Source organism: Streptomyces sp. P9-A4, assembly GCF_036634195.1.
GTDB lineage: Bacteria > Actinomycetota > Actinomycetes > Streptomycetales > Streptomycetaceae > Streptomyces.
This window is the reverse complement of record NZ_JAZIFY010000001.1, coordinates 4,945,752-4,959,102: the sequence shown is the minus strand read 5'-3', so window position 1 is coordinate 4,959,102 and position 13,351 is coordinate 4,945,752. Positions and strand designations below refer to the sequence as shown.

Genomic DNA, 13,351 nt, shown 5'->3' with positions numbered 1-13,351 from the left:
CCACGGGCCCGGGGCGGGCTACCGTCCGCCCCGGGCCACGCAGTCCGCCACGTGGTCGTCCACCAGCCCGCAGGCCTGCATCAGGGCGTAGGCCGTCGTCGGGCCGATGAAGCGGAGCCCGCGCTTCTTGAGGGCCTTCGAGAGGGCCGTGGACTCGTCGGTGACCGCCGGCACGTCGGAGACCGTACGCGGGGCGGGGCGGGCCTCCGGATCGGGGGCGTACGACCAGATCAGCGTGTCGAGTTCGCCCGGGGACCAGCCGGCGAGCAGCTTCGCGTTGGCCAGGGTCGCGTCGATCTTGGCGCGGTTGCGGATGATGCCCTCGTCCACGAGGAGCCGTTCGCGGTCCGCGTCCCCGAACTCGGCGACCGAGGCGATCCGGAAGCCCTCGAAGGCGGTGCGGAACCCCTCGCGGCGGCGCAGGATCGTGATCCACGACAGGCCCGACTGGAAGGCCTCCAGACAGAGCCGCTCGAAGAGCGCGTCGTCGCCGTGGACCGGGCGGCCCCACTCCTCGTCGTGGTACGCCACGTAGTCCTCGGTCGACAGGCCCCAGGGGCAGCGGAGCCGCCCGTCCGGGCCCGGGACCGCCCCGCCGGCCGTCATGCCCCCTCGCCGTCCGCGTCACCGGCGGACGCGCCCGCGAGCGCCTCCTCCAGCTCGGCGATCCGGGAGTCCCGCTCGGCCAGTTCGGTGCCGAGGCGGACCAGGACGTCGTCGACGTCCGCCATCCGGTAGCCGCGGAGCCCGACGGGGAGGCGGAGCGCCTCGACGTCGGCGCGGTCGACCGGGCGGCTGGCCGGGAGGGGGTCGACGAGCTGCTCGGGCGCCACCTCGGGCAGCACCTCGCCCTCGCCGCCGCCGACCACGGCCAGGGTCACCGCGGCCACGACCACGACCATCGTGATGAGCAGAAACCAGAACACCTGCGCGCCTCTCCCCTGAGTGGAAATCGTCCCGTGCCGATCGTGCCACGTGCCACCGACGGCTAGGGTCGCAGGCGAACGGACACGAGGGAGGACAAAAGGGATGCTGCGCTTGGGACGGCGTGAATTCGGGCCGCACGAGCCGGTGATCATGGCGATCGTGAACCGGACCCCGGACTCCTTCTACGACCAGGGCGCGACCTTCCGCGACGAGCCGGCGCTCGCCCGGGTCGAGCGGGCGGTGGCCGAGGGTGCCGCGATCATCGACATCGGCGGGGTGAAGGCGGGCCCCGGCGAGGAGGTGACGGCCGAGGAGGAGGCGCGGCGCACGGTCGGTTTCGTCGCCGAGGTACGCCGGCGCCACCCCGATGTCGTGATCAGCGTGGACACCTGGCGGGCGGACGTCGGCGCGGCGGTCTGCGAGGCCGGGGCGGACGTGCTGAACGACGCGTGGGGCGGGGTGGATCCCGGGCTCGCCGAGGTGGCCGCGAAGTACGGCGCGGGGCTGGTGTGCACGCACGCGGGCGGCGCCGAGCCGCGGACCCGGCCGCACCGGGTCGCGTACGAGGACGTGATGGCGGACATCCTGCGCGTGACGGTGGGGCTCGCGGAGCGCGCGGCCTCGCTGGGGGTGCGCCGGGACGCGATCATGATCGACCCGGGCCATGACTTCGGGAAGAACACCCGGCACAGCCTGGAGGCGACGCGGCGGCTCGGGGAGATGGCCGAGACGGGGTGGCCGGTGCTGGTGTCCCTGTCGAACAAGGACTTCGTCGGGGAGACGCTGGACCGGCCGGTGAAGGAGCGGGTACTCGGGACGCTCGCCACCACGGCCGTCTCGGCGTGGCTGGGCGCCCAGGTCTACCGGGTGCACGAGGTCGCGGAGACGAAGCAGGTCCTCGACATGGTGGCGTCCATCGCGGGACACCGCCCGCCGGCGGTGGCCAGGCGCGGGCTGGCGTAGGCGCCTCTCCGCCCGGGTAGTCATGAGGCGGGCGGACGCAGCGCCGCCCGGCACGGGCGCCGTAGCCCCGCCCGGCACGGGCGCTCATGGCCCCGTCCGGCGCGGTCCCGGCGCAGCCGTCCCGTAGCCGCGGGCGCGGGCCCCCGCCCCCGCCCCGCACCCCCGCCCCACAGGTCGCGCTCACCTCACGTTCAGGCCGTGTCCACCTCCCCGTGGGCCGCGCCTCCGCCCGGTCGGGCCGCATCCAATTCCCCGCGAGCCGCGTCCGCCTTCCGGTTACGCCGCACCCGGTCCCATCTGCGAGGGACCGGGTGCGGCGTTTTCATGCCCCCGCCCCCTTGGGGCGCCCGGCCGAGGCGGGTTCTGTCGCACCTCTTCCCTCGGCCATGTGACGTGTGAAATTGTACCTCCGCTCCCCCCGCTTTGACGGAGCGCTGTCAATCGATCCCCCACTGTGCCGACCGTGCCACCCACACGGCCGCACAAGGCCTGGAGGCCTAGTTGAAATCCGCCCGGATAACCGGACTGCCGTACCGCGTACGGCTTCTGACCGCCACCGTGACGTCCTGTCTGGCCCTCGGAATGCTCGCCCCGATGAGCCAGGCCGCCACCCCCAGCCCGGCCCCCGCCGCGCCCCGCGCCACGCAGGCCGCGCCGCAGCCCGCGCCGGACCCCTCCCCCCAGACCCGCGAGGCCGACCGGGGGTTCGGGGCGATCCCCGCCGCCCAGCGGACCCCGTTCCTGCCGGCCACCAGCCCCGCCGCGACGGCCAAGCTCTCCACCTCGCGGGCCCTGACCGCCGCCGCCTGCAACGTCAGCGACTTCACCAGCCGCACCGGCGGCGCCCTGGTCGAGCAGATCAAGGCCTCGGAGGCGGGCTGCGTCAACCAGCTGTTCACCATCACGGGCGGGGACGCCAACGGCGCCTTCCGCGAGGCCCAGATGGTGACCGTCGCCAACGCGCTGCGCGACAACGCCACCGCGTACCCCGGCGACAACAGCACCTCGACCTACCAGCTGGTGCTGTTCCTCCGCGCCGGCTACTACGTCCAGTGGTACCACCCGACCGACGTCGGCACCTACGGCCCGAACCTGCAGACCGCGATCCGCGGCGCGCTCGACGGCTTCTTCGCCAACAGCCACTCGCGCGACGTCACCACCGCCAACGCGGGCACCCTCGGCGAGACCGTCACCCTGATCGACAGCGCCCAGGAGAACGTCCGCTACCTCCCGGTCGTCAAGCGCCTCCTCGACGGCTACGACGCGAGCACCTACAACTCCGTCGCGGGCATGCCGGGCGCCGTCAACAACGTCTTCACCGTGCTCTTCCGCGGCCACCAGACGGACGGCTTCCTCGCCGCCGTCCAGGCCGACCCGAGCCTGCTCGACAGCGTCTACGGCTTCGTCTCCCGGAACACCGCGCTCTTCGGCGGCGACTTCGCCTACCTGCCGTACAACGGCACCCGCGAGCTCGGCCGCTTCCTCAAGTACCCGGAACTCCAGGCCAAGATCAAGCCGCTCCTGCGGCAGCTCGCGGACCAGAGCGCCCCGAGCGGTCGGCTCGCCTACCTGTGGGCCGCCGTCGCCGAGATGGTCGAGGCGTACGACTCCTCGCACGCCGCCGACTACGGCACCGCGGACTCCGTCGCCCGGCTGCGCGCCGGCATCCTCACCATCAGCCACACGTGCAGCCCCTCCATCAAGGTGCTGGCCCAGCAGGTGACCCCCGAGAACCTGGCCTCCGCCTGCGACAGCCTCATGAAGCAGGACGCGTACTTCCACTCGGTGGCCCGTGACCGGGGCGCCGTCGCCGACGACCTCAACACCACCATCGAGGTCGTGGTCTTCGACACCAGCTTCGACTACCAGGTGTTCGCCGCCGCCATCTACGGCATCGACACCAACAACGGTGGCATGTACCTGGAGGGCAACCCCGCCGTCGCGGGCAACCAGCCCCGGTTCCTCGCCTACGAGGACACCCGCGTGCGTCCCGACTTCCAGGTGTGGAACCTGAACCACGAGTACACGCACTACCTCGACGGCCGCTTCAACATGTACGGCGACTTCACCGCCGGAGTGTCCACCCCGACCATCTGGTGGATCGAGGGCTTCGCCGAGTACGTCTCCTACTCCTACCGGAAGCTGCCCTACGACGGGGCGATCGCCGCGGCCGGGCGCCACACCTACTCGCTGAGCACCCTCTTCGACACCACCTACGAGAACACCAACACCGAGCGCACCTACCGCTGGGGCTACCTCGCCGTCCGCTACATGCTGGAGAAGCACCGCTCCGACATGGACTCCGTGCTCGCCAAGTACCGCGCGGGTGACTGGAACGGCGCCCGCACCATCCTCAAGGACACCATCGGCAACCGCTACGACGCCGACTTCGACGCCTGGCTGACCAGCTGCGCCGCCGGTGCCTGCGCCACCACCCCGGACCCGGGCCCCGGTCCGACCCTGCCCGAGTGCTCCGGCGCCGACGTCCGCCAGCTGGGCCAGAACTGCGCCCGCAGCAACGAGGCCGCGACCACCGGCAACTACGCGTACCACTACGTGTACCTGCCGGCCGGCGTCCAGCAGCTGAAGATCACCACCACCGGTGCCAACGGCAACGCCGACCTGTACTACAACGCGTCCAGCTGGGCCACCACGGGCAGCTTCACCGGCAGCTCCGTCAAGACCGGCAGCGTCGAGACCCTGACCGTGAACAACCCGCCCGCCGGGTACGTCTACATCAGCCTGTACGCCAAGGAGGGCTTCACGGGGGCGAGCGTCTCCCTCGAGTACTGACCCCACCGCACTGCCCCGGGTCACCGACCCCGGACCGTGAAAGGCCGCCCCGCCCCCGTACCGCACGGGGGCGGGGCGGCCCGCGTTCCGCCGCCCGCGTCCTAGGACCTGTCGTCACACTCCCGCACGCCGCGGGGCCGCCCTTCGGGCGACGACGGGAGTGTGACGACAGGCCCTAGCGGCCGACCTCCTTGGTCACGAGCCTGACCGCCTCCTCCACGTCGTCCGTGACGTGGAAGAGCAGCAGATCGCGCTCGGAGGCCTTGCCGCCCGCGACGACCGAGTCGCGCAGCCAGTCGACGAGCCCCTTCCAGTACTCCGTCCCGAACAGGACGATCGGGAAGCGGGTGACCTTGCGGGTCTGCACCAGGGTCAGCGCCTCGAACAGTTCGTCGAGGGTGCCGAGACCGCCGGGCAGGACCACGAAGCCCTGCGCGTACTTCACGAACATCGTCTTGCGGACGAAGAAGTAGCGGAAGTTCACGCCGATGTCGACGTGCTGGTTGAGCCCCTGCTCGAAGGGCAGCTCGATGCCGAGGCCGACCGAGACGCCCTTGGCCTCCCTGGCCCCCTTGTTGGCCGCCTCCATGGCGCCCGGGCCGCCGCCCGTGATGACCGCGAAGCCGGCCTCGACGAGCGCCCGCCCGATCCGTACACCCGCCTCGTACTCCGGCGAGTCCGCCTTCGTACGGGCCGAGCCGAAGACGCTGATCGCGCTCGGCAGTTCGGCGAGGGCTCCGAAGCCCTCGACGAACTCGGACTGGATGCGCATGACCCGCCAGGGGTCGGTGTGCACCCACTCCGAGTCGCCCTCGGTGTCGAGCAGCCGCTGGTCCGTCGTGCCCGACTGGACCTGGTCCCGCCGCCTGAGCACCGGACCGAGTCGCTGCTCCTCGGGCTTCGCCATTCCCTCGGGAATGCCCATGGCCTGCTCCCTCCGCCGATCGGCGGCCCACTGCGACCGCCAACTGATCTTCTGGTCCGGCCAGGGTAGGACGACAGAGGTGACGAAACGCGAAATTACGGAAGTCAGGAGGAGAGAAGTCAGGCGGTCAGCCAGTCGCGGAGCCGTGCCTCGCAGTGGTGGATCCGGTCGACGGGGACGTGCTCGTCCCGCTTGTGCGCGTAGATCGGGTCGCCGGGCCCGTAGTTGACGGCCGGCACGCCCAGCGCGCTGAAACGGGAGACGTCCGTCCAGCCGAACTTGGGCTGGGCGCTGCCGCCGACCGCCTTCATGAAGGCCTCGGCCGCCGGGTGCGAGAGGCCGGGCAGGGCGCCGGGGCTCTCGTCGTCGACGACCAGCTCGGCGATGTCGCAGTCGGCGAAGACCTCGCGGACGTGCGCCAGGGCCTCCGCCGGGGAGCGGTCCGGGGCGTACCGGTAGTTCACCGTGACCGTGCAGGCGTCGGGGATGACGTTGGTGGCGACCCCGCCCTGGATCGCCACGGCGTTGAGGCCCTCGTGGTACTCCAGGCCGTCGATGACCGGCTTGCGCGGCTCGTACGAGGCGAGGCGGGCGAGGATCGGGGCGGCGGTGTGGATGGCGTTCGAGCCCATCCAGGACCGCGCGGAGTGGGCGCGCTCGCCGGCGGTGTGCAGGATGACCCGCAGAGTGCCCTGGCAGCCGCCCTCGACCTGGGCGTCGGAGGGCTCCAGGAGGACCGCGAAGTCGCCTTCCAGCCAGTCGGGGTGCGCGGCGGCGATCTTCCCGAGGCCGTTGAGGTCGGCGGCGACCTCCTCGTTGTCGTAGAAGACGAAGGTGAGGTCCCGGTTGGGCTCGGGGACGGTGGCGGCGATCCGCAGCTGCACGGCGACCCCGGACTTCATGTCGGAGGTGCCGCAGCCCCAGAGGATGCCGTCCTCGTCGAGCCGCGAGGGCACGTTGTCGGCGATCGGCACGGTGTCGATGTGGCCGGCCAGGACGACGCGCTCGCCGCGGCCGAGGCTCGTGCGGGCGACGACGTTGTTGCCGTAACGGTCGACGGTGAGGTGCGGCAGGGCGCGCAGGGCCTGCTCGATGGCGTCCGCGAGTGGCTGCTCGGTCCCGCTGACGGACGGGAAGTCGACGAGGGCGGCGGTGAGCGCGGCACCGTCCTGCGAGAGGTCGAGCCGGGCGTCGAACGGAGTGATGTCAGCCATGTGCCGACCCTAACCCGGCCTCCAGTACGGTGGGCCCCGTGTCCGAGCCCACCCGCCCCGCCCGTCGCGGCCGCCTCGCCCGTTCAGCGGCTGCTTTCGTCGCGCTCCTCGGCCTCGCCTCCTATGTGGTCTTCCACCAGGTGACGGGGAGCAAAGGCACGCCCCGGTGCACTGTGGGCACCGGGGACAACCGGTACGAGTTCACTCCGGAGCAGGCGTCCAACGCGGCGACGATCGCGGCCGTCGGCACCACCCGGGGGCTCCCCGAGCGGGCGGTCACGATCGCCCTCGCGACGGCGCTCCAGGAGTCGGGGCTGCGGAACATCGAGCACGGCGACCGGGACTCGCTCGGCCTGTTCCAGCAGCGGCCCTCGATGGGCTGGGGGACGCCGGAGCAGATCATGGACCCGGTGTACGCGGCGGGGAAGTTCTACCAGGGCCTGGAGAAGGTCCCCGGCTACTCGCGGCTGCCGCTGACGGTGGCGGCGCAGAAGGTGCAGAAGAGCGGCTTCCCGCAGGCGTACGCGAAGCACGAGCCGGACGCCACCCTTCTGTCGGCGGCGCTCACCGGCCGGTCCCCGGCGGCCCTGTCCTGTACGACGAGCGACGCGGAGGGGCTGCCCGGCGATCCGGAGCTGGTCCGCGACGAGCTGGTACGCGCCTTCGGCGAGCAGGCGGCGCCGAAGGCGGTCACGGGCGGACCGACCGCGGGCCGCTCGGCCTCGGAACCGCCGGTGCTGACGGTGCCGGTGCGCGCGGCCCGGGGCTCGGGCGCGGCCCCCGGGGCCGGGGCGGACGAGCGGCGCGGCTGGGAGCTGGCGCAGTGGGCGGTGGCGCGGGCGGAGACGCTGCGCATCGCGGAGGTCACCTTCGAGGACCGGGTGTGGCGCGCGGGCGAGGCGCGCGGCGGCTGGTCGAAGGCTTCGGGCGCGCGGGCGACGGACGGGGCGACGGTCAGGATGCGGCTCGCGCAGTAGGGATCGCGCGGGGCTTCCGTAGTGCTACGGCTCCGCCCGGTCGCGGGGTTTCCGTGCCGCCGGAGGGTCCGTGGCCCCTCGCCACGACCGATCATCCGTGCGGTGGGAGCCGAGCGTTCGTACGGTCGTTCACCCTCGCGTGTCATGCGCCCGGTCCGCGCCCGGAGAAATTCACCACGCTTTCGAGCCGCTTCTCCCACCATGCGCCCCACCCGCCCCATCCCCTTGCTGCGCAAGGGAAGTGACGGTTCGCCAGGCGCCCGCGCAATGACACGTTCGTCCGTCTTCCTCCCCACCCGACAATACGACGCATTACCAACTCTTTGCCTTCGATCGCCGCAACCTCCCCCGCCCCAGGGCCGGTTGTCACTGCGTCCGCACAACACCTCGCACCTCGTCGAAGGAGCACCATGTCCCTCCCCCTGACCCGTCGGATCGCCCGCGCCGCCCTCATCATCGCGGCCGGAGCAGCCCCCGTGGTCGGTGCGGCCGGCTCCGCGAGCGCCCTGGACCACAGTCTCGCGCCGACCGGTGCCCTGGGCGGCCTCACCGCCCTGGACGCCGCCGGCGCCGGCACCGCCGTCGACTCCGCCTCGCAGACCGCCACCGGCGTCGTCGGTGCCACCGGCAGCAAGGCCGTCGGCACGGCCGTCCCCGCCGCCGGCAAGACCGTCGGCGCGGCGGGCAGGACCGCCACCCCGGCCGCCCAGAAGGTGGCCGGCGAGACGGCCGGCAGCGCGGGCGAGGTCGTCGGCAAGACCGCCGGCGCCGCCGCCGAGAGCGCCGAGGGCCCGACCGGCGGCGCCCTGGGCGGCGGCCTCGGCAACCTGCCCACCGGCCAGGCGCTCGGCGCCGCGCCGCTGGGCGGCCTGCCGATCGGCGGCTGACCCCGCGGGAACGCACGAGGGCCCGGGGAGCACCTGCTCCCCGGGCCCTCACCCGTACACGCTCGGCCGATGCGCGCTCAGCCGATGCGCGCTCAGCCGATGCGCGCTCAGCCGATGCGCGCTCAGCCGGTGCGTACTCGACCGGCGCGTGTCCAGCCGGTGCGTGTCCAGCCGGTGCGTGTCCAGCCGGTGCGCGCTCAGCCGAGCCGCTTCACCGCCGCCGCGACCCGCTCGTCCGTCGCCGTGAACGCGACCCGCACGAACCGCTCCCCCGCCTCGCCGTAGAAGTCGCCCGGAGCCACCAGGACGCCCTTCTCCGCCAGGTGGGCGACGGTCTCCCAGCACGGCTCGTCCCGGGTCGCCCACAGGTACAGGCTCGCCTCGCTGTGCTCGATACGGAAGCCGTGCGCCTCCAGGGCCGCCCGCAGCGCCGCCCGCCGGGCCGCGTACCGCTCGCGCTGCTCGGCCACGTGCGCGTCGTCGCCGAGCGCCGCCACCGTCGCCGCCTGCACGGGCGCCGCGGTCATCATGCCGCCGTGCTTGCGGATCTGGAGCAGCTCGCCCAGCACGGCCGCGTCACCCGCGACGAACGCGGCCCGGTAGCCGGCCAGGTTGGAGCGCTTGGAGAGCGAGTGGACGGCGACGATGCCCTCGTACGAACCGCCGCAGACGTCCGGGTGCAGGACGGAGACCGGGTCGGCCTCCCAGCCCAGCTCCAGGTAGCACTCGTCGGAGAAGATCAGGATCCCGTGCTCGCGCGCCCACGCCACGATCCGGGTCAGCTCGTCCTTGGAGAGGACCTTGCCGGTCGGGTTGGACGGGGAGTTGAGCCAGAGCAGCTTGACCGCGGCGGGGTCGAGGTCGGTGGCGGGGTCGTCGTAGACGACGGGCTCCGCGCCGCAGAGCCGCGCTCCCACCTCGTACGTCGGGTACGCGAGCCGCGGGTAGGCGACCTGGTCGCCCGCGCCGAGACCCAGCTGCGTCGGCAGCCATGCCACCAGCTCCTTGGAGCCCACCACCGGCAGCACGTTCTCGTGGACGAAGCCCACCGCGCCCAGACGCCGCTCGCACCAGCCGGTGAGCGCGTCGCGCAGCTCCTTCGTCCCCCACACCGTGGGATAGCCCGGCGAGTCCGCCGCCGCGACCAGGGCCTCCTGGATCAGGGCGGGGACCGGGTCGACGGGCGTGCCGACCGACAGGTCCACGATGCCGTCCGGGTGCGCCAGGGCCGTCTTCTTGTACGGCTCCAGCTTGTCCCACGGGAAGACGGGCAGGCGCGAAGAGACTGCGCTCACGGGTTGGCTCTCACTTCCTGTACGTACTCGGGGAGGCGTCGGAAAACGCCTCGGCCCCGTACGGCGGGCGACGCCGTACGGGACCGGATACGACCTGGTGCGGTCGATCAGCCGTTCTGCGGCGGCAGGGCGGCGATGAAGGGGTGGTCGCGCTCGATCTCGCCGAGCTTGGAGGCACCACCGGGCGAACCGAGCTCGTCGAAGAACTCGACGTTCGCCTTGTAGTAGTCCTTCCACTCCTCCGGGGTGTCGTCCTCGTAGAAGATCGCCTCGACCGGGCAGACCGGCTCACAGGCCCCGCAGTCGACGCATTCGTCCGGGTGGATGTACAAGGACCGCTTGCCCTCGTAGATGCAGTCGACGGGGCACTCCTCGATGCACGCCTTGTCCTTCACGTCGACACAAGGCTGCGCGATGACGTAGGTCACGCTGTCGTTCCTCCTCGATAGGGCTGGTCTGCGCGGGAGCGCGGCGTCGTCGATGCCCGCCTCTAGTATCTCCGTTCTTGGGGGCGATCCGAACAGGAGGGGCGGAGAAGCTGTGGAATTCACCGGCGGAGGGCGCCTTGAAGTCCGAATCACTGGCGCTGACGTGGGAAAACGTGTCTCCGTTCGGTACGTGACGGAGTCGCCCTCGGCGGGCGGAATGTTCACCGACGCGGTCGGAGTTCTCACATCATGGGACAACTCTGTGCTGCTGATCACACGAAGGAGCGGCGAGAGCGTCCGGATCACGGAATCCGCGCTCGTCGCGGGGAAGGTCGTCCCGGCCGCGCCGGCCCGCCGCCGGGGCCCCTCGGCCACCTTCCCCGAGCTGGCGCGGGCCACCGCGCGCGCGTGGCAGCCGGTCGAGAGCGAGGCGCTCGGCGAGTGGACCCTGCGGGCCGCCGACGGATTCACCCGCCGCGCCAACTCCGCGCTGCCGCTCGGCGATCCGGGGCTGCCGCTCGGGGACGCCCTGACCCGCGTACGCGCCTGGTACGAGGCCAGGAAGCTCCCCGCGTACGTCCAGGCCGCCACGGGCGCCGAGGGCACGCAGGAGCTGCTCTGCGCGGTGCTCGAAGGGCACGGGTGGCGGCGCGAGGTCTCCGCCGAGGTACGGATCGGGGCGCTGGCCCCGATCGGCGACCTGGACGCCGACATCTCCGCCGTACGCCTCTCCCGCACCGTCGACGAGGCGTGGCTGCGGCGCTACCAGCGCTCCGGCGAACCGAGCCCGGCGGTACGAACGGTGCTCACCTCCGGCCCGAGTGTGTGGTTCGCGTCCGTGGCGGGCACGGGAGGGGTGAGGAGTGAGATGACGGGTGAGGTGTCGGGCGAGTCGTCGGGTGGCGAGCCGGACGAGGCGCCGGCGGCGATCGGGCGGTGCGTCGTCGACGGGCGCTGGGCGGGTTTCATGGCCGTCGAGGTCGACCCGGCCCAGCGGCGCCGGGGCCTGGCGAGTGCGGTCATGACGGCGCTGGCCCGAAAGGCCCTCGACGAGGGCGCGTCGGCGGCCTGGCTCCAGGTGGAGGCGGACAACGACGGGGCGCTGGCGCTGTACGACGGCATGGGCTTCGCGCCCCACCACCACTACCACCACTACCGATGGGCGGAGGCGTGACGGAGGACGTACCACCAGGGGAAGACGGACTGGGGGACGGAGCGGGAGAGGGAGCGGGACCGGGATACGGAGTGGCCGGTGGTCCGGAGGGCCGGTCGGCCGACGGGTCGGGCGGCGCTCCCGACTGGCGGCGGGAGTTCGCCGAGGAGGCGCGGTCCGAGCGGCCCGACCTCGCCCGGCTCTGCCTGCTGATCGGCGCCGTGGCCGACCCCACCGTCAGCCGCCACACCCTGGACGAGGCCGAGATCGAACTCGACCGCCTCGCCGGACTCGTCCCCCACTCCACCCGCCTCACCGGCGACTGGACGGGCTCGCTCGCCGGTCTCCTCGGTCACCGCGAGGGCTTCGTCGGCGTGCCCGCCGACTACCAGCGCCTGGAGTCCTCCCTGCTGCACGAGGTGCTCCGGCGCCGCCGGGGCCTGCCGATCCTGCTCTCCGTCGTCTGGATGGAGGTCGCACGGCGGGCCGGCGCCCCGGTGTACGGACTCGGGCTGCCCGGCCACTTCGTCGTCGGCTTCGGCGACCCGGCCGACCTGAACCTCGCCGACCCCTTCGCGGGAGGCCGCGCCATGACCGGAACGGACGCCGAGCTCCTGGTGACGAGCGCGACGGGCGAGGCGCTCGACCGCTCCATGCTGCGGCCCGCCGAACCGGGCGCGATCGTGCTCCGGGTCCTGAACAACATCCGCGCCTGGGCGGCCCCGCGCCCCGAACGCTCCGACGTGGCGCTGTGGGCGGTGGAACTCTCCCTGCTGCTCCCCTCGCACCCGGCCAGGCTGCGCTACGAGCGCGCCGAGCTGCTGGTCCAGCGCGGGGATTTCCTCACGGGGGCGGCGGAGATGGAGGCGTACGCGCAGATCATGGACGCGGTGGACCCGGAGTCGGCGACGACGATCCGCCGCCGGGCCCAGGCGGCACGGGCACGCCTGAACTGAAGAGAAGTGGGGGCGGGGCGACCGGATTCGAACCGGCGTCCTCCGAGATGCCATCGCGGCGCATTACCTCTGTGCTACGACCCCGCCCTTGGGGTTCAAGGTAGTCGGCGGGCGGGTGGGGCGCGAGGGTTTTTGGCTCCGGGGCGTTCGGGTTCGTGGCGTACGGTCGTCGGGTGAGTGACTGGGACGGGGGTGCGGTGCGTGCTCGGGTGCGGGAGTTGGCGGTGCTCGACCCCGGGTGGACGCGCTCAGGGGCACCCACGCATCGGTACGAGCTGACGCCCGCCCTGCCCGAAGCCGCGATCACCGCATTCGAGCAGCGGCACGGCATCCGACTCCCCCGGACTACCGTGCGTTCGTCGCGGAGGTCGGCAACGGCCCCGCCGGTCCCGCCCACGGCCTGATGCCCTTGACCGCCCCCCGCCCCGAAGCCGACGAGGACGACCCCTGGGCCGTGGACGGCGAGTGGGAAGAGGACCGGCTGCCGGGACGGCTCGCCGCGCCGTTCGCCCTCACCGAACCTCTGCCCGGTGCGATCGGCGTACGCACGGCCGAGGAGTTGGTTCCCGGCACGCTCATGCTGGCCGATGAAGGGTGCGGCCTGTACATCCGACTGGTCCTGACCGGTCCCCGAGCGGGCGAGGTCTGGCGGCTCGACCCGGGCTGGGGCGGCTTCGTCCCGGCCCACCCCGACTTCCGCACCTGGTACACCACCTGGCTGCACGACGCCCCGCCCTCAGGCACGACACCCCCCGGGAGTCCGTCCGGTCCGCCCCGAGGCCCTCGAAGAGCCGGCCCGTAGAACCCCTGAACCCCCGCCCGACGTCGTCGGG

General features: G+C 72.7%; 13 protein-coding genes and 1 tRNA gene. 7 read left to right on the top strand and 7 right to left on the bottom strand.

Going from position 1 to position 13,351, the window contains the following annotated elements; genetic code table 11:
* Nucleotides 1-18: 18 nt before the first annotated feature.
* Both V4Y03_RS22510 and V4Y03_RS22505 read right to left on the bottom strand, forming a co-directional pair.
* Nucleotides 19-606, bottom strand: a complete 588-nt coding sequence (locus V4Y03_RS22510) for a DNA-3-methyladenine glycosylase I (RefSeq protein WP_317877495.1) — start codon at nt 604-606, stop codon at nt 19-21.
* Nucleotides 603-926 (bottom strand): hypothetical protein, encoded by a 324-nt coding sequence (locus tag V4Y03_RS22505; protein ID WP_332436103.1) that lies wholly within the window; start codon nt 924-926, stop codon nt 603-605. Before V4Y03_RS22505 ends, V4Y03_RS22510 begins: the two co-directional genes overlap by 4 nt.
* Nucleotides 927-1,029: 103 nt before the next feature.
* Here V4Y03_RS22505 and folP point away from each other — a divergent pair, with 103 nt between their 5' ends.
* On the top strand, nt 1,030-1,890 hold the full coding sequence (gene folP / locus V4Y03_RS22500; protein WP_317877493.1) for a dihydropteroate synthase: 861 nt from the start codon (nt 1,030-1,032) through the stop codon (nt 1,888-1,890).
* A gap of 501 nt (nt 1,891-2,391) precedes the next feature.
* Complete coding sequence (locus V4Y03_RS22495) at nt 2,392-4,683, top strand: M9 family metallopeptidase (protein ID WP_443079817.1); 2,292 nt, start codon at nt 2,392-2,394, stop codon at nt 4,681-4,683.
* A gap of 175 nt (nt 4,684-4,858) precedes the next feature.
* On the opposite strand, the gene V4Y03_RS22490 is transcribed toward V4Y03_RS22495, so the two are convergent.
* Nucleotides 4,859-5,608 (bottom strand): TIGR00730 family Rossman fold protein, encoded by a 750-nt coding sequence (locus V4Y03_RS22490; RefSeq protein ID WP_317878247.1) that lies wholly within the window; start codon nt 5,606-5,608, stop codon nt 4,859-4,861.
* Nucleotides 5,609-5,727: 119 nt separating this feature from the next.
* Complete coding sequence (gene dapE / locus V4Y03_RS22485; protein ID WP_332436102.1) at nt 5,728-6,822, bottom strand: succinyl-diaminopimelate desuccinylase; 1,095 nt, start codon at nt 6,820-6,822, stop codon at nt 5,728-5,730.
* 29 nt (nt 6,823-6,851) lie between these two features.
* Between dapE and V4Y03_RS22480 the strand changes: the two genes are divergently transcribed.
* Both V4Y03_RS22480 and V4Y03_RS22475 read left to right on the top strand, forming a co-directional pair.
* A complete protein-coding gene (locus V4Y03_RS22480) occupies nt 6,852-7,799 on the top strand; it encodes a hypothetical protein (RefSeq protein WP_332436101.1) in 948 nt (315 codons plus the stop codon).
* 410 nt (nt 7,800-8,209) lie between these two features.
* Nucleotides 8,210-8,686, top strand: coding sequence for an ATP-binding protein (locus V4Y03_RS22475; protein WP_332436100.1), 477 nt, complete (start codon nt 8,210-8,212; stop codon nt 8,684-8,686).
* 197 nt (nt 8,687-8,883) lie between these two features.
* On the opposite strand, the gene V4Y03_RS22470 is transcribed toward V4Y03_RS22475, so the two are convergent.
* Both V4Y03_RS22470 and fdxA read right to left on the bottom strand, forming a co-directional pair.
* Complete coding sequence (locus tag V4Y03_RS22470) at nt 8,884-9,981, bottom strand: bifunctional succinyldiaminopimelate transaminase/glutamate-prephenate aminotransferase (protein ID WP_332436099.1); 1,098 nt, start codon at nt 9,979-9,981, stop codon at nt 8,884-8,886.
* 107 nt (nt 9,982-10,088) lie between these two features.
* A complete protein-coding gene (gene fdxA / locus V4Y03_RS22465; protein ID WP_015035968.1) occupies nt 10,089-10,409 on the bottom strand; it encodes a ferredoxin in 321 nt (106 codons plus the stop codon).
* A 112-nt stretch (nt 10,410-10,521) separates the two neighbouring features.
* On the opposite strand from fdxA, the gene V4Y03_RS22460 reads away from it, so the two are divergent.
* Together V4Y03_RS22460 and V4Y03_RS22455 are read left to right on the top strand one after the other, a co-directional pair.
* Entirely contained in the window at nt 10,522-11,583 is a 1,062-nt protein-coding gene (locus tag V4Y03_RS22460) for a GNAT family N-acetyltransferase (RefSeq protein ID WP_332436098.1), read from the top strand.
* A gap of 71 nt (nt 11,584-11,654) precedes the next feature.
* Nucleotides 11,655-12,518 (top strand): transglutaminase-like domain-containing protein, encoded by an 864-nt coding sequence (locus V4Y03_RS22455; protein ID WP_332436097.1) that lies wholly within the window; start codon nt 11,655-11,657, stop codon nt 12,516-12,518.
* 7 nt (nt 12,519-12,525) lie between these two features.
* On the opposite strand, the gene V4Y03_RS22450 is transcribed toward V4Y03_RS22455, so the two are convergent.
* Nucleotides 12,526-12,605: transfer RNA gene (locus V4Y03_RS22450), tRNA-Ala, on the bottom strand.
* Between the two features lie 316 nt (nt 12,606-12,921).
* On the opposite strand from V4Y03_RS22450, the gene V4Y03_RS22445 reads away from it, so the two are divergent.
* Nucleotides 12,922-13,320 (top strand): hypothetical protein, encoded by a 399-nt coding sequence (locus V4Y03_RS22445; RefSeq protein WP_332436096.1) that lies wholly within the window; start codon nt 12,922-12,924, stop codon nt 13,318-13,320.
* Nucleotides 13,321-13,351 lie beyond the last annotated feature (31 nt).

What these genes read in the sequence shown, in the direction of transcription:
- V4Y03_RS22510 (WP_317877495.1), bottom strand. Translation starts at nt 606, where the DNA reads ATGACGGCCGGCGGGGCGGTCCCGGGCCCGGACGGGCGGCTCCGCTGC.
- folP (WP_317877493.1), top strand. Translation starts at nt 1,030, where the DNA reads ATGCTGCGCTTGGGACGGCGTGAATTCGGGCCGCACGAGCCGGTGATC.
- V4Y03_RS22490 (WP_317878247.1), bottom strand. Translation starts at nt 5,608, where the DNA reads ATGGGCATTCCCGAGGGAATGGCGAAGCCCGAGGAGCAGCGACTCGGT.
- dapE (WP_332436102.1), bottom strand. Translation starts at nt 6,822, where the DNA reads ATGGCTGACATCACTCCGTTCGACGCCCGGCTCGACCTCTCGCAGGAC.
- V4Y03_RS22475 (WP_332436100.1), top strand. Translation starts at nt 8,210, where the DNA reads ATGTCCCTCCCCCTGACCCGTCGGATCGCCCGCGCCGCCCTCATCATC.
- V4Y03_RS22445 (WP_332436096.1), top strand. Translation starts at nt 12,922, where the DNA reads ATGCCCTTGACCGCCCCCCGCCCCGAAGCCGACGAGGACGACCCCTGG.